The organism is Pseudomonas sp. LRP2-20 (assembly GCF_024349685.1).
GTDB lineage: Bacteria > Pseudomonadota > Gammaproteobacteria > Pseudomonadales > Pseudomonadaceae > Aquipseudomonas.
The window spans coordinates 660,415-680,755 of sequence record NZ_AP025944.1 but is presented as its reverse complement, the minus strand read 5'-3'; the positions used below and the strand labels follow the sequence as shown (position 1 = coordinate 680,755).

The 20,341-nt window shown below is 64.9% G+C and carries 18 protein-coding genes; 11 read left to right on the top strand and 7 right to left on the bottom strand.

Annotated elements, in window-relative coordinates; genetic code table 11:
- The first annotated feature begins 14 nt into the window (after positions 1–14).
- The 8 genes from prmA to tspR all read left to right on the top strand — a co-directional run bounded on the left by prmA (position 15) and on the right by tspR (position 10,541).
- Positions 15–893, top strand: a complete 879-nt coding sequence (gene prmA, locus OCX61_RS02865) for a 50S ribosomal protein L11 methyltransferase (protein ID WP_261942531.1) — start codon at positions 15–17, stop codon at positions 891–893.
- Positions 894–935: 42 nt separating this feature from the next.
- Positions 936–2,255: a DUF3426 domain-containing protein gene (locus OCX61_RS02860; protein WP_261942530.1), complete on the top strand. Its 1,320-nt coding sequence runs from the start codon at positions 936–938 to the stop codon at positions 2,253–2,255.
- A 205-nt stretch (positions 2,256–2,460) separates the two neighbouring features.
- Positions 2,461–3,474, top strand: coding sequence for a tRNA dihydrouridine synthase DusB (dusB, locus tag OCX61_RS02855; protein WP_261942529.1), 1,014 nt, complete (start codon positions 2,461–2,463; stop codon positions 3,472–3,474).
- A complete protein-coding gene (fis, locus tag OCX61_RS02850) occupies positions 3,471–3,791 on the top strand; it encodes a DNA-binding transcriptional regulator Fis (RefSeq protein ID WP_008093076.1) in 321 nt (106 codons plus the stop codon). Before dusB ends, fis begins: the two co-directional genes overlap by 4 nt.
- 80 nt (positions 3,792–3,871) lie before the next feature.
- Positions 3,872–5,479 carry a bifunctional phosphoribosylaminoimidazolecarboxamide formyltransferase/IMP cyclohydrolase gene (purH, locus tag OCX61_RS02845; RefSeq protein ID WP_261942528.1) on the top strand — a complete coding sequence of 536 codons (1,608 nt, stop codon included), beginning with the start codon at positions 3,872–3,874 and terminating at the stop codon, positions 5,477–5,479.
- A gap of 145 nt (positions 5,480–5,624) precedes the next feature.
- A complete protein-coding gene (gene purD, locus OCX61_RS02840; RefSeq protein WP_027920809.1) occupies positions 5,625–6,920 on the top strand; it encodes a phosphoribosylamine--glycine ligase in 1,296 nt (431 codons plus the stop codon).
- A gap of 144 nt (positions 6,921–7,064) precedes the next feature.
- On the top strand, positions 7,065–9,836 hold the full coding sequence (locus OCX61_RS02835) for a hybrid sensor histidine kinase/response regulator (RefSeq protein ID WP_261942527.1): 2,772 nt from the start codon (positions 7,065–7,067) through the stop codon (positions 9,834–9,836).
- A 108-nt stretch (positions 9,837–9,944) separates the two neighbouring features.
- Positions 9,945–10,541, top strand: a complete 597-nt coding sequence (tspR, locus tag OCX61_RS02830) for a type III secretion system genes modulator TspR (RefSeq protein ID WP_261942526.1) — start codon at positions 9,945–9,947, stop codon at positions 10,539–10,541.
- Here tspR and OCX61_RS02825 read toward each other — a convergent pair.
- The 7 genes from OCX61_RS02825 to cobG all read right to left on the bottom strand — a co-directional run bounded on the left by OCX61_RS02825 (position 10,538) and on the right by cobG (position 17,011).
- Positions 10,538–11,161 carry a hypothetical protein gene (locus OCX61_RS02825; RefSeq protein WP_261942525.1) on the bottom strand — a complete coding sequence of 208 codons (624 nt, stop codon included), beginning with the start codon at positions 11,159–11,161 and terminating at the stop codon, positions 10,538–10,540. The genes tspR and OCX61_RS02825 overlap by 4 nt on opposite strands.
- Positions 11,148–11,789 carry a hypothetical protein gene (locus OCX61_RS02820; protein WP_261942524.1) on the bottom strand — a complete coding sequence of 214 codons (642 nt, stop codon included), beginning with the start codon at positions 11,787–11,789 and terminating at the stop codon, positions 11,148–11,150. Before OCX61_RS02820 ends, OCX61_RS02825 begins: the two co-directional genes overlap by 14 nt.
- A 63-nt stretch (positions 11,790–11,852) precedes the next feature.
- Entirely contained in the window at positions 11,853–12,467 is a 615-nt protein-coding gene (locus OCX61_RS02815; RefSeq protein WP_261942523.1) for a hypothetical protein, read from the bottom strand.
- A gap of 171 nt (positions 12,468–12,638) precedes the next feature.
- Entirely contained in the window at positions 12,639–14,330 is a 1,692-nt protein-coding gene (gene cobJ / locus OCX61_RS02810) for a precorrin-3B C(17)-methyltransferase (RefSeq protein ID WP_261942522.1), read from the bottom strand.
- Positions 14,331–14,332: 2 nt separating this feature from the next.
- On the bottom strand, positions 14,333–15,061 hold the full coding sequence (locus OCX61_RS02805) for a precorrin-2 C(20)-methyltransferase (protein ID WP_409260615.1): 729 nt from the start codon (positions 15,059–15,061) through the stop codon (positions 14,333–14,335).
- Positions 15,061–15,687: a precorrin-8X methylmutase gene (locus OCX61_RS02800; protein ID WP_261942520.1), complete on the bottom strand. Its 627-nt coding sequence runs from the start codon at positions 15,685–15,687 to the stop codon at positions 15,061–15,063. Before OCX61_RS02800 ends, OCX61_RS02805 begins: the two co-directional genes overlap by 1 nt.
- Positions 15,680–17,011: a precorrin-3B synthase gene (gene cobG, locus OCX61_RS02795; RefSeq protein WP_315973265.1), complete on the bottom strand. Its 1,332-nt coding sequence runs from the start codon at positions 17,009–17,011 to the stop codon at positions 15,680–15,682. The genes OCX61_RS02800 and cobG overlap by 8 nt, the downstream gene beginning before the upstream one ends.
- Before the next feature lie 243 nt (positions 17,012–17,254).
- Between cobG and cbiE the strand changes: the two genes are divergently transcribed.
- Genes cbiE through OCX61_RS02780 form a run of 3 tightly spaced genes read left to right on the top strand, consistent with a single transcriptional unit; the run spans position 17,255 to position 20,305 of the window.
- A complete protein-coding gene (cbiE, locus tag OCX61_RS02790) occupies positions 17,255–18,466 on the top strand; it encodes a precorrin-6y C5,15-methyltransferase (decarboxylating) subunit CbiE (protein ID WP_261942518.1) in 1,212 nt (403 codons plus the stop codon).
- Complete coding sequence (locus tag OCX61_RS02785) at positions 18,459–19,553, top strand: cobalt-precorrin-5B (C(1))-methyltransferase (protein ID WP_261942517.1); 1,095 nt, start codon at positions 18,459–18,461, stop codon at positions 19,551–19,553. Before cbiE ends, OCX61_RS02785 begins: the two co-directional genes overlap by 8 nt.
- Positions 19,550–20,305: a cobalt-precorrin-6A reductase gene (locus OCX61_RS02780; protein ID WP_261942516.1), complete on the top strand. Its 756-nt coding sequence runs from the start codon at positions 19,550–19,552 to the stop codon at positions 20,303–20,305. The genes OCX61_RS02785 and OCX61_RS02780 overlap by 4 nt, the downstream gene beginning before the upstream one ends.
- Positions 20,306–20,341 lie beyond the last annotated feature (36 nt).

The following is a 20,341-nucleotide window of genomic DNA, read 5'->3' as shown; positions in this document are numbered from 1 at the left end:
CAAAGGTGCCCGCCATGCCTTGGCTGCAAGTACGCCTGGCCATCAGCCCGGAACAAGCCGAAACCTACGAAGACGCCCTGCTCGAAGTCGGCGCCGTATCGGTCACGTTCATGGACGCCGAAGACCAGCCGATCTTCGAACCCGACCTCAACACCACCCCGCTGTGGTCGCATACTCACTTGCTGGCACTGTTCGAAGCCGACGCCGAGCCTGAAGCGGTGTTCGCCCACCTGCAATTGCTGACCGGCGCCGAGTTGCCCGAGCACCAGGCCGAGGTGATCGAGGACCAGGACTGGGAACGCAGCTGGATGGACGGTTTCCAGCCGATGCGCTTTGGCCAGCGCCTGTGGATCGTGCCGAGCTGGCACGAGGCCCCGGAACAGGACGCGGTCAACCTGCTGCTCGACCCAGGCCTGGCCTTCGGCACCGGCACCCACCCGACCACCGCACTGTGCCTGGAATGGCTCGACGGCCAGCAGCTGCAAGGCACCCAGGTGCTGGACTTCGGCTGCGGCTCGGGCATTCTCGCCATCGCCGCCCTGCTGCTGGGCGCTCGCGAGGCCGTGGGTACCGACATCGACGTGCAGGCCATCGAAGCGTCGCGTGACAACGCCCAGCGCAACGGCATCGCCGACGACAAGCTGGCGCTGTACCTGCCCGAGCACATGCCGGCCATGCAGGCCGACGTGCTGGTCGCCAACATCCTTGCTGGCCCACTGGTTTCGCTGGCGCCGCAGCTGTCCGGCCTGGTCCGCCCAGGTGGCCTGCTGGCCCTGTCGGGCATCCTCGCCGAACAAGGTGAGGAAGTGGCTGCCGCCTATGCCGCCGACTTCGACCTGGACCCGATCGTCGTACGCGACGGCTGGGTGCGCATCAGTGGTCGGCGCCGCTAAGCGGGCCTAGAATAGTTCTCTGCACAGCTCCCGGATTGCCGCATGACCGACAGTTTCGTCACCCAGTGCCCGCATTGCCAGACCAGCTTTCGCGTCACCCATCACCAGTTGAGCGTGGCTCGCGGCGTCGTGCGCTGCGGCCACTGCCTGCAAGTGTTCAATGCGGCCAAACAGTTGCTGGAGCAGAACCGTGCCGGGGCCAGCATCGCCCCCGTCGCACCACCGCCAGCGGTGGTCGAGCCGGTCGCTGCACCTGAGCCGGTCGCCAGCGAGCCACCGCCGGTCGAGAAAGAGGACTGGGCCATCACCGCCCAGGCCCTGGATGAACTCGACCTGGACCAGGAACTCGCCCGCCTCGAACGCCGTGGCGAACCTGCCGAACCCCACCCGGATGCCAAACCCACCGCGCTGCAGGCCCGTCGTGACGAGCCGGCTGCCGATGAGCATGGCGATGAACTGTTCGGCACCGCCACCGACGACCGCCATGAACCGCTCGCGGCCGATGACCCGGCACCGGTGCTGCTGGACGAGCAGCCACTGGCGCCGGAGCCGGGTGATCGCACCGAGCCGACCCTCGGTGGCAACCTGGATCTGGATCTCGACGACGAACCGCCTGCGCAACGCGCTGCCGAGCCAGAGCCCCAGCAACGGTTCGACGAACACGATGACGATGTTGTTCACGAAAAGGGCCTGAGCGCCCGTGACGACGACGACGCTGACCTCCATTTGTCAGCTCGCGACGACGACCCGCTCGAGCCGCTGCCCGGCGAGCGACTGGAGCCCGGCTTCGGCGCCAAGCCTGAGCGCCCGTCACGCAAGGAGCCGCTGGTCGACGTGGTCGACGACCCGCTGCAGTTGGGCTGGGAGAAACCCCGGCCCAACTGGGGCAAGCGCCTGCTGTGGGGCTTCCTGAGCCTGCTGGCCGCTGGCTTGCTGGCCTTCCAGTACGTGTGGTTCCACTTCGACGAAATGGCCCGCCAGGACCAGTACCGGCCGATCTTCCTGCAGCTGTGCCCGATGCTCGGCTGCGAAGTGCCGACCCGCGTCGATATCGGCCGGATCAAGAGCAGCAACCTGGTGGTACGTAGCCACCCGGACTTCAAGGGCGCGCTGATCGTCGACGCGATCATCTACAACCGCGCCCCGTTCGCCCAGCCGTTCCCGTTGCTGGAGCTGCGGTTTGCCGACCTCAATGGCCAACTGATCGCCAGCCGTCGGTTCAAGCCCAGCGAGTACCTGTCGGGCGAACTGGCCGGGCGCGGCGAAATGCCCAGCCAGACGCCGATCCACATCGCCCTGGATATTCTCGACCCGGGCCCCAAGGCCGTGAACTACAGCCTCAGCTTCCGCTCCCCCGAGTAATCGCCAACGCTGTGGATGGCAAGGGCATCGCGTGTGCTCGCGGGCAAGCCTGCTCCCAGAGGGGGTGCGCCTACCGAAGCAAATGTCATAAGCCGACAGCTGTACAGAATTTATCCAAATCCTTCTTTATCCGGTCACCGAGAGCGGGTATCATGCCAACCCTTTTTCGGACTCCAATGATTCGGCCCCACAACAGGGAACACCTATGTCGGCGGTACGCATCGGCCCATACACACTACGCAACAACCTGATCCTCGCGCCCATGGCCGGGGTCACGGACCAGCCTTTCCGTACACTTTGCAAGCGCCTGGGCGCCGGCATGGTGGTGTCGGAGATGGTCAGCAGCGACATGAGCCTGTGGAACAGCCGCAAGTCCAGCCTGCGCCGCATCCATGAAGGTGATCCCGAGCCGCGCTCGGTGCAGATCGCCGGTGGTGATGCGCAGATGATGGCGGCGGCGGCGCGGGCCAACGTCGAGGCAGGCGCCCAGATCATCGATATCAACATGGGCTGCCCGGCAAAAAAAGTCTGCAACAAAGCTGCAGGCTCTGCTTTATTGAGAGATGAAGCTCTGGTCGCCGAAATCCTCCACGCCGTGGTTGGCGCGGTGGACGTGCCGGTGACGCTGAAAATCCGCACCGGCTGGGACCGGGCGAACAAAAACGGCCTGAACGTGGCGAAGATCGCCGAACAGGCCGGCATTCAGGCGCTTGCGGTGCATGGCCGCACACGTGCCGACCTGTACACCGGCGAAGCCGAATACGACACCATCGCTGCCATCAAGCAGGCGGTGTCGATTCCGGTTTTTGCCAATGGCGATATCACTTCGCCAGAAAAGGCCCGGGCGGTGCTGGACGCCACCGGGGTCGACGGCTTGCTGATTGGCCGGGCTGCCCAGGGGCGGCCATGGATCTTTCGCGAGATCGAACATTTTTTGGGGACTGGCCAACATTTGCCGGCCCCGCAGTTGGACGAAGTGGAACGCATCCTGCTGGAGCACCTGGCCGCGCTGCATGCCTTCTATGGCGATGTGATGGGCGTACGTATCGCCCGCAAGCACGTGGGCTGGTACCTGGCAACACGACCCGGCGGCAAGGAGTTTCGCTCCCGGTTCAACGCTTTGGAAGACACACAAGCGCAGTGCGCCAACGTTCGCGAGTTTTTCAGCGAACGTCGACAGAGCCTTGAGACAGAGGACGGACAAGGGGTGGCCGCATGACGATGATGACCGAGACATTAGTGAGTGGAACAACGCCCGTGAGCGACAACGCCAACCTCAAACAGCACCTCAACACGCCGAGCGAAGAGGGCCAGACCCTTCGCGACAGCGTCGAGAAGGCGCTGCACAACTACTTCGCACACCTGGAAGGCGCGACCGTCACCGACGTGTACAACCTGGTGCTCTCCGAAGTCGAGGCGCCCCTGCTCGAGAGCGTGATGAATTACGTGAAGGGCAACCAGACCAAAGCCAGCGAGATGCTCGGGCTCAACCGTGGCACCCTGCGCAAGAAGCTCAAGCAGTACGACTTGTTGTAAGCCAGAATCCCAATCAGAAAAGGCGGCCTCTGCGAAGAGACGCCTTTTTTGCTGACTCCACCGCGTTATTGGAACCCGAAATGACCGACCAGACTACCCGCCTGCCAGTCCGCCGCGCCCTGATCAGCGTCTCCGACAAGACCGGTATCCTCGAATTCGCCCGTGAGCTGCAACAGCTCGGTGTCGAGATCCTGTCCACCGGCGGCACCTACAAGCTGCTCAAGGACAACGGTGTGAACGCGGTGGAAGTGGCCGACTACACTGGCTTCGCCGAAATGATGGATGGCCGGGTCAAGACCCTGCACCCGAAGATCCACGGTGGCATCCTCGGCCGCCGCGGCACCGACGACGCCATCATGAACGAACACGGCATCAAGCCGATCGACCTGGTTGCAGTCAACCTGTACCCGTTCGAAGCCACCATTTCCAAGCCTGGCTGTGACCTGCCGACCGCCATCGAGAACATCGACATCGGCGGCCCGACCATGGTCCGTTCGGCTGCCAAGAACCACAAGGATGTCGCCATCGTGGTCAACGCCAGCGACTACGCCGGCGTGCTGGAAAGCCTGAAGGCCGGTGGCCTGACTTACGCCCAGCGCTTCGACCTGATGCTCAAGGCGTTCGAGCACACGGCTGCCTACGACGGCATGATCGCCAACTACATGGGCACCATCGATCAGGCCAAAGAGACCCTGAGCACAGACGCGCGCAGCGAATTCCCGCGCACCTTCAACAGCCAGTTCGTCAAGGCCCAGGAAATGCGCTACGGCGAGAACCCGCACCAGAGCGCGGCGTTCTACGTTGAAGCGAAGAAAGGCGAAGCCAGCATCTCCACCGCCATTCAGCTGCAAGGCAAGGAACTGTCGTTCAACAACGTGGCCGACACCGACGCCGCGCTGGAGTGCGTGAAGAGCTTCGTCAAGCCGGCCTGCGTCATCGTCAAGCACGCCAACCCGTGCGGCGTGGCCGTTGTGCCTGAAGACGAAGGCGGCATCCGCAAGGCCTACGACCTGGCCTACGCCACCGACACCGAGTCGGCATTCGGCGGCATCATCGCCTTCAACCGCGAACTGGACGGCGAAACCGCCCAGGCCATCGTCGACCGTCAGTTCGTCGAAGTGATCATCGCGCCGAAAATCTCCCAGGCTGCCCGCGACGTGGTGGCGGCCAAGCAGAACGTGCGTCTGCTGGAATGCGGCGAGTGGCCAGCCGAGCGCGCTGCCGGTTGGGACTTCAAGCGCGTCAACGGTGGCCTGCTGGTGCAGAGCCGCGATATCGGCATGATCACCGCCGATGACCTGAAGATCGTCACCAAGCGTGCGCCGACCGAACAAGAGATCCACGACCTGGTGTTTGCCTGGAAAGTGGCCAAGTTCGTCAAGTCCAACGCCATCGTCTACGCCAAGCAGCGCCAGACCATCGGCGTCGGCGCCGGCCAGATGAGCCGCGTCAACTCCGCCCGCATCGCCGCGATCAAGGCCGAGCATGCCGGCCTGCAGGTACAGGGCGCGGTCATGGCGTCGGACGCGTTCTTCCCGTTCCGTGACGGCATCGACAATGCGGCTAAAGTGGGTATCAGCGCCGTGATCCAGCCGGGTGGTTCGATGCGTGATGCCGAGGTGATTGCTGCCGCTGATGAAGCCGGCATCGCCATGGTGTTCACCGGTATGCGCCACTTCCGCCACTAATTACGCGGATCCCGGGCAAACGGCGATCCTGTGGGAGCGGGCTTGCTCGCGAATACGATGGTGCATTCACCGCCGCATTCGCGGGCAAGCCCGCTCCCACAAGGTTCGGTGCTAGCCTCGGGACCACTTGAATCGAGGTTTTGACATGAAAGTTTTGATCATCGGCAGCGGCGGCCGTGAGCACGCCCTGGCCTGGAAAGTCGCCCAGGACCCACGCGTCGAGAAAGTCTTCGTTGCCCCAGGCAACGCCGGCACCGCCATCGAAGCCAAGTGCGAGAACGTCGCCATCGACGTGTGCGCCCTGGAGCAACTGGCCGACTTCGCCGAGAAGAACGTCGACCTGACCATCGTCGGCCCGGAAGCGCCGCTGGTGATCGGCGTGGTCGACCTGTTCCGCAGCCGTGGCCTGGACTGCTTCGGCCCGACCAAGGGCGCGGCCCAGCTGGAAGGTTCCAAGGCCTTCACCAAGGACTTCCTGGCACGCCACAAGATCCCGACCGCCGACTACCAGAACTTCACCGAGATCGAGCCGGCCCTGGCCTACCTGCAGGAAAAAGGCGCGCCGATCGTGATCAAGGCCGACGGCCTGGCTGCGGGCAAGGGCGTGATCGTCGCCATGACCCTGGAAGAAGCCGAAGCCGCCGTGCGTGACATGCTGGCTGGCAACGCCTTCGGCGAGGCCGGTTCGCGCGTGGTCATCGAAGAGTTTCTCGACGGCGAGGAAGCCAGCTTCATCGTCATGGTCGACGGCCACAACGTGCTGCCAATGGCCACCAGCCAGGACCACAAGCGCGTCGGCGACCAGGACACCGGTCCGAACACCGGCGGCATGGGCGCCTACTCGCCTGCCCCGGTGGTCACCCCGGACGTTCACCAGCGCGTGATGGACCAGGTAATCTGGCCGACCGTGCGTGGCATGGCCGAGGAAGGCAACGTCTACACCGGCTTCCTGTATGCCGGCCTGATGATCGACAAGGCGGGCAACCCCAAGGTCATCGAATTCAACTGCCGCTTCGGCGACCCTGAGACCCAGCCGGTCATGCTGCGCCTGGAGTCGAGCCTGGTGCTGCTGGTCGAAGCCGCATTCGCCAAGGCCCTGGACAAGGTCGAAGCACAGTGGGACCCGCGCCCGAGCCTGGGCGTGGTGCTGGCTGCCGGCGGTTACCCGGGCGACTACGCCAAGGGCGACGTGATCAACGGCCTGGATGCTGCGGCCAAGATCGAAGGCAAGGTGTTCCATGCCGGTACTTCGCTCAAAGACGGCCAGGTCGTCACCAACGGCGGCCGCGTGCTCTGCGCCACCGCCATGGGTGCCAGCGTTGCCGATGCCCAGCAGCAAGCCTACCGTCTGGCCAAGGAAGTGAGCTGGAACGGCAGCTTCTACCGCACCGACATCGGCTACCGGGCCATCGCCCGCGAGCGCGGTGAGCACCAGCAGTAAGTTGTACCCGGTTGCCGCAGCGCACCAGATCACTGTGCGCCTGCGGTACCCGGCTTGTCGACAGGGCCCCCTGGGGCCTTGCCTTCGACTTGGCGCGCCGCGCATAGTTAGTATCTGGCACATCGGCTAGGAAGGGATCTCGTAGTGCGTCGGCTTCGGATTGCCACAGCTCTGATCGTCAGCTTGCTGACCTTGTTCTGCCTGTTGCCGGCTTCGGCCGAACAGGGCGGAGGGTGGTCCGTTCTGCTCGATGAACAGGCCAACCTGCAATTGAGCGACGTGCGCTCCGATCGCTACCGCAGCCAATTCAGCCCGATCACCCTTGGCGAGCTCGATGCCGCACCGGCCGAGCAGGCCCTGTGGTTGCACTACCGCCTGGAACCTGGTGACCAGGAGCAGCTGCTGCGCATCTTTGCCCCCGACCTGTCCCGCCTCGACCTCTACGCCCTGGATGGCGACAGGCTGCTGCGCCAGCTGCACCATGGGCGCCAGGCCGGCAACGCCAGCCCCACCCTGCGTGGCAGCGACCATGTATTACCCTTGCCCAACAGCCAGCACCCGTTGGACATCTACCTGCGCCTGGTCTCTGAGCACCAACTGCGCCCGGCGATAAGCCTGGAGCCCGCAGCGCTAGCCGCCTCCGACCATAGCCAGCCACTGCTGTTCGGCATGCTGTTCGGCGGCCTGGTGATGCTCATCCTGCACAACCTGATCCGCTTTCTCTACACCCGCTCCAGCACCACCCTGTATCTCGCCCTGTACCACGGCCTGATGCTGCTCAGCGGCCTGATCCTGCTCAACCTCAGCGGCCCGTGGTGGCACCTGTGGCACAGCGCGCAAACCCCGGCGGCCTACCTGACCCTGGTACTGGCCGGGCTGTCGGGGCTGTATTTCACCCAGCATTTCTTCTCACCCTGCAACTCGCCACGGCTCAACCGCCTGCTGCAAGGCGAAATGCTGGTCGCTGCGGTCAGCGGGCTGGTCCTGCTGTTCGTCGATACCTTGCCGCTCAACCTGATGACCTATGCCTTGCTGGCCGTCGGCAGCGTGACCATGCTGCTGGCCAGCAGCTACCACTGGTACAAGGGCTATGCGCCCGCGCGGCTGTTCAGCATCGCCATGCTGGTGTTCAACCTTGGCGGCCTGGTGCTGCTGCCCGCCCTGCTTGGCCTGACCCGCACTTCGACGCCTTGGCTGCTGTGCATCCTCCTGGGCATGACGGTCGCCAGCGGCCTGCTGCTCAACCTCGCCGTCAGCGAGCGCCTGCGGCGCATCAGCGAAGAGCGCTTCAGCGCCAGCCGTGCTCTGGCGGCCAGCGATGCCGAGATCAATGCCAAGGCAGAGTTCCTGGCCAAGATCAGCCACGAAATCCGCACCCCTATGAACGGAGTGCTGGGCATGACCGAGCTGCTGCTCGGCACGCCGCTGTCGGTCAAGCAGCGCGACTATGTGCAGACCATCCACAGCGCCGGCAACGAACTGCTGACGCTGATCAACGAGATACTCGACATTTCCAAGCTCGAGTCACGGCAGATCGAACTGGATGACGTGCAGTTCGACCTGAACGCCCTGATCGAGGACTGCCTGAACATTTTCCGCGCCAAGGCCGAGCAGCAGAACATCGAGCTGATCAGCTTCACCCAGCCGCAGGTGCCGCGGGTCATCAGCGGCGACCCGACGCGCCTGCGCCAGGCACTGTCGAGCCTGCTGGAAAATGCCCTGAAAAACACCTCCCAGGGCGAGATCCTGCTGGTGGTGGCGCTGGACCAGCGCGGCGAGATCCCGCGCCTGCGCATTGCCGTGCAGGACAGTGGCGAGCCGCTGCCTGCTGCCGAGCGCGAAGCCTTGCTGCAGGCCGAACTGCACAGCCACCACTTCCTCTCCAGCAACAAGCTCGGCGGCCACCTCGGGCTGGTCATCGCCAAGCAGCTGATCGGCCTGATGCAAGGCGAATTCGGCATCAAGAGCAGCACCAGCATGGGCAACACCCTGTGGCTGACCTTGCCGCTCGACCCGTCACGCCTGGAGCAGCCACCGGCCGACCTGGACGGCCCATTGCGCGATGCCCGTGTGCTGGTGGTGGACGACAACGACACCTGTCGCAAGGTGCTGGTTCAGCAATGCAGCGCCTGGGGCATGAATGTCAGCGCAGTGCCGTCCGGCAAAGAGGCCCTGGCCCTGCTGCGGACCAAGGCGCACCTGCGCGACTACTTCGACGCGGTGTTGCTCGACCAGAACATGCCGGGTATGACCGGCATGCAGCTGGCGGCCAAGATCAAGGAAGACCCGAGCCTGAACCACGACATTCTGGTGGTGATGCTCACCGGCATCAGCAACGCGCCCAGCAAGGTCATCGCGCGCAATGCCGGGGTCAAACGGATCCTCGCCAAGCCGGTTGCCGGCTATACGCTCAAGACCACCCTGGCCGAAGAACTGGCCCAGCGCGGTCACGAGCAGGCGGTCCCGGCGCCGCTACCGGGCACGCAAGCCACGCTTGAGCTGCCGAGCGACTTCCGTGTGCTGGTGGCTGAAGACAACAGCATCTCGACCAAGGTCATCCGCGGCATGCTTGGCAAGCTCAACCTGGAGCCCGATACCGCCAGCAACGGCGAGGAGGCCTTGCAGGCGATGAAGGCACAGCGTTACGACCTGGTGCTGATGGACTGCGAAATGCCAGTACTGGACGGCTTCTCCGCGACCCAGCAGTTGCGAGCCTGGGAAACCACCAACCAGCGCCAGCGCACCCCAGTGGTGGCGCTCACCGCGCATATACTGGCAGAGCACAAGGAACGCGCGCGATTGGCCGGCATGGACGGGCACATGGCCAAGCCGGTGGAGCTGTCGCAGTTGCGCGAGTTGATCCAGTATTGGGCCAATCAGCGCGAAGCCAAGGCTGACCCTGCGCCCACCTCCTGATCTGCGACGCCTGGTTCGGCGCCCCGACTTGCCCGCGAAGTGGCCGGTGACGACAACCTCGATGCTGCTGATACACTTCACCTCACTTTCCCTGCCAGGGGCGACCCCATGCTCCACGAGTTGTTCAGTGTCTACCTGAAGATGCTGGTGCTCTATAGCCCGTTCTTCGTGCTGTCGTGCTTCATCAGCCTGACCCGTGGCCACTCCAGCAAGGAGCGCAAACAGCTGGCCTGGAAGGTGGCCTTCGCCGCACTGGTGGCCAGCGTGCTGCTCTATCTGTTCGGGCGGGTGATCTTCGGCATCTTCGGCATCACCGCCGATGCCTTCCGCATCGGTGCCGGCAGCGTGCTGTTCATTTCGGCGTTGGGCATGGCTCAAGGCAAGCCGGCGGTGCAGGCCGACAACGTGCAGCAGGACGTGACCATCGTGCCGCTGACCATTCCGCTCACGGTGGGCCCCGGCACCATCGGTGCACTGCTGGTGATGGGCGTGGGCCAACCGCACTGGGACGACAAGTTGCTGGCCATCGTCAGCATCGCCCTCGCCAGCTTCACCGTAGGCCTGGTGCTGTACCTCTCGCACGGCATCGAAAAACTGCTCGGTGACCAGGGCCTGCAGATCGTCAGCCGCTTGATGGGGCTGTTCGTCTGCGCCCTGGCGGCGCAGATCATCTTTACCGGGATCAAAGGTTATCTGGTGCTCTAGACTTCCATCTCGTGAATTTCCTTGAGGGTAATCTTTACCAGCGCGCGCTCGACCGCACTGCGCCGTTCCTGGTCGAACAAATGGGTGTTGAAGCGTACAAGCTCAGCGGTAACCCGCATGTCACGCCGCTCGCGGAACAGGAAACCGGCCGTGAACTCGGCACTGTCGCCCGCTTCGAGATACAGGACGATGTCCACGTAATTGCCGCTTACCGGGGCGCATGACATCAGCTGAAACTGCGCCCGCTCCTGACTGCGCTTTTCGAAATGCAGCAATGGCGGCCCACTCTTCTTCAGCGCGCTCAAGGCCAGGGCCATGTGCGTGGAGTGGGTCTCCCCTGCGACAGCGCCAATCTTGCTCAGCACCTGCTCGACCACGGCTACCCGCTCGGGGGAGGGCCAGTGCACCTGCTCTGCCGTCTTGGCATCCCAGCCCAGGTACTTCAGCTTGTTCAGGTAATAGTTGTACTGCTCCTGGGCAGGTGCATCCGCGAGATCCGACAAGGTCACGGTCTCGGCCCACAGCGAGGCAAGTTTCACCGCCTCGCGCTGCGCCTTGCTGGTGCCCGGGATGAACGATACCAGGCTGGCGCCCACCACTGCCGCTTCATGCGCCTCCATGGTCAGCCTCCGCTATCAGTGGGCCCAGGTTCCTGATGTCCCTGGCACTGTCCTTTTTTTCAAGCAAGGCATGCAAATGCTGCTGAACCTCCTGCGTCACTGAATCCCCCAACACCACGACACTCTCACGCAGGTCCACCCCATCGGCCAGCCCACTGTCGACAGCCAGCCCGCACAGCGTCATCGGCGCGTCGGGAAGCAGCACGCCCAACTCGAGAACGAGAGCACAGGCTTTCTCGGTTTTGGCGACGGTAAAGGGCCTCAAGTGTTGCTGGACCTCCTCCTGCGACAGCTTGGCAATGGCCGCCTGCAGGTAACCGGAGAGCGTGGGGTGAAGGGCCTGCAGTCTCTCTTTGAGCAGTAGACCCGGGGTCAGTTGGGCCCCTTCGGCCAGGCGCTGGTAATCACTGCCGCTACGGATGAAGACCCAGCCACGGTCCATCATGGCGGCGCGGTATCCGCTGTACCAGCCGGCGTAGTCTGAGAAACGTGAACCGTTGAGTTTGTCGGAACGCAGCTGGGCGAACAGCAACGAGTCCAGCACATACTGCTGGCCTGGCAATGCCGTTTCGGCGACCAATAATGCCGTGCCGCCAACGAGCCACAAGGAATAGGTTTCCTTAGTCATCCAAGCATCTCCGTGACAAGTACCGAAATAGAAAAAACGGGACCCTGAGGTCCCGTTTCCGTGTCAGATTTCGTATTCACTGGCTGCCTTGACAGCCTTTTCGATGAGCTTGCCTTCGATCGACGCGCGCACCTCATCGGTGTAGACGATCTGGTTGAAGCTCAGCACGGCCGAACCGCAGTAACGGTCTTTGCTGGAGCTCTTCCATTCGAACACGGTGGTTTCCAGGTCGTTTTCCCCTGGCGTAGCGCTGAACGCGTTCACCAGCATGAACAGTTCGCCCTCGGGCGTTTCGAAGCAGGCGCCCAGGCCGGTGGTCGAAACAGGGTGCCCCTTGATGTTCTGCTTGTAGATATCCTGGGCCTCGGTGATGTTGCCCAGTGCTTCCATACCTTTGCCTATCAGCTGCGACATGGCCTCGCCAATCGGGCCACCGAGCAAGGCCTTGCCTGCAGCACTGGCGATCTTGTAGGCGACCGGGCCCAGGGTCAGCGATCTGCTCTGGTCGTAGTCACGTTCGAAGGAGCGCTTGCCCACCACCCAACCGCAAGTGCGCATGACTTCCAGGAACTCGTTGAACCAGGCCTCGGACTCGCCATCGCGATCGTGCTGCTTCGACGCCACGCGGGAGGCGAACTGGAAGGTGGTCTTGGCATCGCGCCGGGCTTGGGCGGACATACCCGCGCTCATTGCCAGAAGGGACTGTTCAATAACGGCGATGCTATCGCCAGTAATGTTCTGATCGGTCATCTGCAAAGCTCCAGGAAGACCCCGACAGATATTGTCGAGGGGCCTTCACCCTATGCTGCAGACGACCGGATAGCAGGCGTGAACCGGTTCCCCGGCGCCTCAACTGGCAGTGGGGTACCAGCGCGGCGTGTACACCCACTGCGAGCCGTCGGCCCTAGGGAACTGGCAGGTCGTGGAAGAGCCCAGCAAGACCATGGTGCGCATGTCGACCATCTCCGGTACCAGCTCGGCCAAGGAGACGACCTTGAGCGTCTGCCCGGGCCTACCGATATCACGGCCAAGGACAACAGGTGTATCGGCACCGCGGTGCTGGCGCACGATTTCCAGGGCACGTCCCAACTGCCACGGGCGGGACCGGGAAATCGGGTTGTAGAACGCCAGCACCAGGTCAGCCTGAGCCGCCAGGTCCAGGCGTTGCTCGATGACCGACCAAGGCTTGAGGTTGTCTGAAAGAGACATCACGCAGAAGTCATGCCCCAGCGGCGCACCGGCCTGCGCGGCGGTGGCCAGCGATGCCGAAACACCGGGCAGAATTTCCAGATCGACACTGTGCCAGGCCGGGTCGCTTGAGGCATGCAAGGCTTCCAGCACTGCAGAGGCCATGGCGAAAACCCCCGGGTCCCCCGACGATACCACCACCACCGAGCGCCCTTGGACAGCGAGTTCGAAGGCATGCCGCGCGCGCTGCATCTCTTCGCGATTGTCGGTGCAATGTTGCACCTGATCGTCGCGGAACGGGCCGGCCATGCGCACGTAGGTTTCGTAGCCGAGAATGTCCTCGGCACTTGCCAGCTCGGCTTTGACCGCCGGCACCATCAGCTCGGCAGCGCCAGGGCCAAGGCCGATGACTGCCAGGCGACCGCGCTTGCGGCCCAGACGTGCAGCGTCGACAGGCGTCGAAGCCACGGCAATTGCCAGGCCCGCCTGATCGATCAGTTGCGCGCCCGGCAGCGCTTGGGCGGCCATGTTCGCAGGTGTGCTGTCCATGGCTGCAAAACGCAGTGCAATGCCAAGCACCTTGGCAGCTTCCGGCAAGGACGCTTCGGCCATGAGCTGCTCGGCAGCCAGCAGGCAGGCCAGAGACCGTTCGGCGATGCCCGCGTCGCGCAGGGCGCCGCGTATCCGGTCTACCAGATCGGGGCCACCTGCAGCCACCGCCACCACCACCGAGCGGGGATGGATCAACAGTTCGTCACGGCTGGCCGGTCGGCTATCACAACCCACGTGAATGGTACGTTTGGCGGTATCACTGGCCGGCAGTTGAGCATGCGCCAACCAAGGAGCATCGCCCTCGATACGCACGGTTTCGCCCGCCAACAGGTCGGAAACGAAACGCTTGCCCTGTTCGATATCCGCCAGGGCATAGCCCTCTGGCGGGTTCAACAGGCACGTGCCAAAACGCAGTTCGCCACTGGTGGTGATCGCCGCCGCCACCCCCAGCGCCTCCCCGATCTCGCGGGCCATGACATTGACCCCACTCAGCCCACCGAGCAGCGGCACAACCGCGCTGCCGTCCTCGGCCACCGCCAGCACAGGCGGCTCTGCGCCCTTCTCGCTGAGCAGGCTCGCCAGGCTGCGGATGACGATGCCTGCAGCACACAGGGCGATGATCGGCGTGTCCTGCTGATAGAGCGCCCGCAGGGTGTCGCCGAACGCGTCGTAATACTGGTCGGCCTGATCGACCCGGCCCATCAGTCCATGGACCGTCGCCTGTGGATAATGCTGCTGGATGCGTCGCGCAGTGGCCAGGCTGCCAGCGCCAAGCACGATGATCGCAGGTGCCTTGTGCATGTTCACCCCTGCCATTTTTCACCCGGCACGATGATCAGCGAGAAGTACGGCGACGACTGCGGGTCGACCGCGTCCAGCGCCACGATTTTCTGGTTGGCCATGGTCGCCCGCTCAACGTACAGCGCACGACCGTCCAGGCCTAGTTCGCCCAGCACCTGACGAACCTTGGGGAAGTTGCGGCCAAGCTTCATGATCACCGCCGCATCGGCGTCTGCCAGCCGGCGCTTGAGCTCTTCGGCGGGCAGCACGCCCGACAGTACCGACAGGCTCTGGTTGCGATACACCAGCGGCGCGCCCAGTACCGAGGCACCACCGAGCATCGAACAGACGCCCGGAACCACTTCGGCCTGATGCTGCTGGGCGAGGCGGTCGTGCAGGTACATGTAGGAGCCGTAGAAGAACGGGTCACCCTCGCATATCACGGCCACATCGCGGCCGGCATCCAGGTGCTCGGCCACCTGTACGGCCGCTTCATCGTAGAAATCGCTGATCACCTGCTCGTAGGACAGCGGCGCGGGCAGTGCCTCGGTGGTCACCGGGTACACCAGTGGCAGCAGGGTCTGCTCGGCTTGCAGATGCGCCTCGATGATGCCAAAGGCGTTGCCGCGCTTGCCCTTGGCCACGAAATACGCCACCACTGGCGCCTCGCGCAGCAGCCGCAGTGCCTTGACGGTGATCAGTTCAGGGTCGCCGGGGCCTACGCCCAGGCCCAGCAGACGTCCGCGCGCCATCACTCCACCTCCGTGGCCAGGGCGTTGACCGCGGCAGCGGCCATCGCGCTGCCGCCCAGGCGGCCTTGCATGATCACGAACGGCACACCGCGGCTGTCGGCGGCCAGCATCGCCTTGGACTCGGCGGCACCGACGAAGCCGACCGGGAAACCGAGGATCAAGGCAGGTTTGGGCGCACCGGCATCGATCATCTCCAGCAGGTAGAACAGCGCGGTCGGGGCATTGCCGATCACCACCACGCTGCCTTCAAGATGAGGGCGCCACAGCTCCAGAGCCACGGCAGAGCGGGTGTTGCCGACATCCTTGGCCAAGCCCGGCACACTCGGGTCGCGCAGGGTGCAGATCACCGGGTTGTTGGCGGGCAGGCGCGCGCGGGTAATGCCTTCGGCCACCATGTGCGCATCGCAGAGGATCGGCGCACCCTTGGCCAAGGCCTCACGACCGGCGCGGCCGGCACCTTCGGAGAACTGCAGGCCGTCGATGGCCTCGACCATGCCGCAGGCATGGATCACGCGCACGGCGAGCTTTTCCAGGTCTGCGGGAATCCGCTCGAGCCGGGCTTCCTCGCGGATGATCCGGAAGGAATTGCGATAGATCTCCTGACCATCGCGGATGTAGTCAATCATCAAGGTGCTCCGTCGGCAGGGCGAGCATGGCGCCTGCTTCATTCAAGGTAAGGTCGGTGGCGCGCAGGGCTCCCAGGCCCGGTAGGTGCGCGTCACGCAGATACAGGTCGTAGCGGCCCGGTGAACGGGCCAGCAAGGTGGCCGGGGCGACATGGGCCACGGCACAGGAACGCGGGCAGCCGGACAGGTGCACACTGCCGGGCGCGCCACTGCCCAGCAGCGCCGCCAGTTCGACGGCATCGGCCTTGGTCTCGGCCTGGGCCTTGGCGCAACCACTGCTGCCAGTGCAGGCGACCACGCGCGCCAAAGGCTCATCGGCCTGGCAGAGCAGGCCCAGCGCCGCTAGCTCGGCACGGGCCTGCTCAAGGCCGGCAGCGGCGATATTGGTCAACATCAGGCTTTGCCATGGGCTCAGGCGCAGGCTGCCGTCGCCCCATTGGCGGGCCACCTGGGCAGCCCCACGCAACATGGCGGGTGACAACCGGCCCAGCGCAGGTGCGACGCCCAAGGCCACGCCCTGCTGCTGAGTCACAGGCCCCAGCCATGGGCTTTGGCTGATTTCGCGCTGCCACTCGAGCACGGCCACATCGCGGCGCACCTGCAGCCCGAGGCCGTTGATGAAGACATCGACCGGGCAGCCTTCGAGCAGCTGGCGCATGCGCGACTGTTCAGGGCTTGCCAGATCGAGGAAGCGATCGAGCACCGCGCGCACCAGCGCCAGCCCCTGCTCCAGTGGCACCGCGCCCAGCACCTGGCCGTCGGCCGGGCAGCTGGCCAGGCCGAATGCCAGCCAGTCACGCTGCTCCAGGCGCAATGCCGAGAGCCACAGGTCGTGGGGGTGTTCGAGCATTGCCACGCCTTCACCACCGTCCAGCTGCACGGCGAACTTGGCCGACAGTTGATGAAAGCGCGGGGTGCCTTGCAACAGGTCGAGGATCTGCTCGGCCAGCGGGCGCACGTCCAGCAACATCTGCGGATCATGCCCGGCCAGGGGGCTGAGCATCAGGTTGCGCACATCGTCACTGGCGGCGTCGCGCGGGCCGAGGCCAGCGGCCAGCAGGCAGCCGACCAGGCCGGCGTGGTCATCACCGATGCCGCGAATCTGCAGGTTGCCGCGGTTGGTGGCCTCGATCACCCCACCGGCATAGCGCTCGGCCGCTGCCGCCACCGCGTCAGCCTGGTCGGCCAGCAGCAGGCCGCCAGGCAGCTTGATCCGGCAGATACCGCCGTCCCGGGCGCCGACGATGCGCCACAACCCCGGGCAGGCCGAGGGGCGGAGTGTTACAGCGGGCGTGTTGGCTGGCGTCAAAGGGGTGTCCGGCAATCGCTGAAAATGCGCTTGAGTGTAGAAGGCGCGGTATTATGCCTGCTTTGTCCGGCGGCATGAAAAGCCGGTGGTCGAGCTTCGACAGCGATCGAGCAGAAATTCAGCACCGCGTCGCCTGCTTCGCGGGCAAGCCCGCTGCCACAAGTGCTGCACAGGCCTCAAGGACTGTGGCAATCCTGTGGCAGCGGGCTTGCCGCGAAGGGGTGCGAAGCAGCCCCAAAAAACGGCGGAACGAAATACATGACTCCCTGGCTGACAGTAGTAGGCATCGGCGAAGACGGCTTCAGCGGCCTGGGCAAACAGGCCCGGCGCGCCCTGCTGGGCGCCTCGCGGATCATCGGCAGCCCGCGCCAGCTGGCCCTGTTGCCGCGCTGCATCGGCGCACAGCGGCAGGACTGGCCAACCCCGTTCTCCCTCGCCCCGGTGTTGGCCCTGCGCGGAGAGCCCGTCTGCGTGCTGGCCAGCGGTGACCCGATGTTCTATGGCGTCGGCGCCAGCCTGGCACGGCAGGTGCCGGCCGCAGAAATGCAGGTGCTATCGATGCCTTCTTCCTGCGCCCTGGCCGCCGCCCGCCTGGGCTGGCCGCTGCAGGACGTGCAGGTGCTATCGGTGGTCGCACGCCCCCTGGCGGCGCTCAATGCCCACCTGTACAGCGGCCAGCGCCTGCTGGTGCTGAGCAACGATGGCGATAGCCCTGCGGCCATCGCCGCGCTGCTGTGCGAGCGCGGCTTCGGGCCAAGTCGCCTGCGGGTGTTTGAACACCTCGGCGGTAGCGCTGAGCGCCAACTGACAGGCACCGCCGAAGACTGGCCCGACACTGAAGTAGCCGCCCTCAACCTGGTGGCCATCGAATGCCTGGCCAGCCTGGATGCCGTGCGCCTGCCGCGTGTACCCGGCCTGCCAGACAGCGCCTTCCGCCACGACGGCCAGTTGACCAAGCGCGACGTGCGCGCCATTACCCTGGCGCGCCTGGCGCCGCAGCCCGGCGAATTGCTCTGGGACGTGGGCGCCGGTTGCGGCTCGATCGGCATCGAATGGATGCGCGCTCACCCGGCTTGCCGCACCCTGGCCATCGAAGCCGACGAAGGCCGCCAGGGCTTTATCGAGTACAACCGCGATGCCCTGGGTGTTCCCGGCTTGCAGCTGGTTCGTGGCAAGGCGCCCGAAGCCCTCGCCGAGCTGGAACGCCCGGATGCCATTTTCATTGGCGGCGGCGTCACCCGCCAAGGCGTGCTGCCCCTGTGCTGGGAACGCTTGCGCCCCGGCGGGCGGCTGGTGGCCAATGCGGTGACCTTGCAAAGCGAACTGGCCCTGGCGCATTTCCGCGAGCAGCATGGCGGCGAGCTGACCCGTATCCATGTCGCCCAGGCCCAGCCATTGGGTGCCTTCGACACCTGGCGCCAGGCGTTGCCGATCACTCTGCTCGACGTGGTGAAACCCCTCGATGCGTGAAGAAACCCGCGAACAGCCCGCGCCCCTGCGCAGCGGCCTGACCACCGGCAGCTGCGCCACCGCCACCAGCCTCGCGGCTGCCCGGCTGCTGCTGACCGGCCAGTGCGACGACGCAGTGAGCATCACCCTGCCCAAGGGCAAGGTGGTGCAGATGCGCCTGGAGTTCTGCCGCCTGATCGGCGAGCGCGCCGAAGCGGGCACGCTCAAGGATGCCGGCGATGACCCGGACGTCACCCACGGCGCCCTGCTCTACAGCCAGATCCGCTTGCAGGAGCAACCCGGCATACGCTTCGTCGCAGGCCTTGGCGTCGGTACCGTCACCCGCCCCGGCCTGGTGCTGGCCGTGGGTGAGCCGGCCATCAATCCCGTGCCACGGCGGATGATCAGCGAACATTTGCAGCAGCTGGCCGACGACTGCGGTTATCCGGGCGGCTTCGAGGTCACGGTCAATGTGCAAGGGGGTGAGGCGCTGGCGCTGAAAACCATGAACCCGCGCCTGGGCATCCTCGGCGGGTTGTCGATCCTCGGCACCAGCGGCATCGTCCGGCCCTTCTCTTGCGCGGCCTATATCGCCTCGATCCATCAGGGCATCGACGTCGCCCACACCAACGGCTACACCCATATCGCCGCCTGCACCGGCAACGCCAGCGAAGACACCATGCGCCGGGTCTACAACCTGCCCGAGATCGCCCTGATCGAGATGGGTGATTTCGTTGGCGCAGTGCTCAAGCACGTGCGCAAAGTGCCAGTGCCACGTCTGACCCTGTGCGGTGGCTTCGGCAAGATCAGCAAACTGGCTGCCGGGCACATGGACCTGCATAGCCGCCACTCGAGCATCGACCTGCCGCAGCTGGCCGGCTGGGCAGCAGACCTCGGCGCCGACGCCGAGCTGCAAGCGGCCATCATTGCCGCCAACACCAGCCAGCAAGCCCTGGCCCTGGCACATGCCGCCGGCATTGCCCTGGGCGACGCGGTATGCGCCCATGCCCTGGCCTTTGCCCGCAGCGTGGTGCCGGCGCAGGTGCAGGTCGAAGTGTTCGCCATCGACCGCCAGGGCGGCATCGTCGGCAAGGCGGGTGTGCAATGAGCCACCGCATCCTGCTGCTCGGTGGGGTCAGCGAAGCCTTGGCCATCGCCCGCCAGCTCGGCCCCGAGCATGTCTACAGCCTGGCCGGCATCGGCCGCGTGCCGCAGGACCTGACCTGCCAGGTGCGGGTCGGTGGCTATGGCGGCGCACACGGCCTGGCCGCTTACCTGCGCGAAGCCGGCATCACCCTGCTGATCGACGCCACCCACCCCTATGCCGCGCAGATCAGCCGCAACGCTGCCACTGCCGCGCAGGCAGCCGGCATTCCCTGCTGGGCCCTGCGGCGCCCGGCCTGGCAAGCACAGCCGGGGGACGACTGGCGCGAGGTGGAGGACTGGGCTGGGCTGATCGAAGCGCTCAAGCCGTTTCGGCGGCCATTGTTCACCCTGGGGCGCGAACCGCTGCAACACCTTGAGGAAATTCCGCCGGAGCAGTTCTGGACCTTGCGCGCACTGGAGTCTTACCCTGGTAACTCACGATGCGAGATCATCGGAGCACGCGGACCATTTTGCATCGACGGTGAACGCAGGCTTCTTGCAGAGCGGGGTATCGATGTGCTGATCAGCAAGAACAGCGGTAGCATGGCAACCGAACCGAAGCTGGAAGTGGCGCGAGAGCTTGGGCTTCCGGTACTGATTTTGAAACGCCCGGTTTTGCCTGGCGTAGATCGTGAATTCGAGACTGCAGACGCATTGGTTGCGATGCTTGAGCATGAACACTCGCGATCAGCCGAAACAGCAGGCGCGGGATGACCTGCAGTGTACGCCTTGGGTGCTCTGCAGAATTTT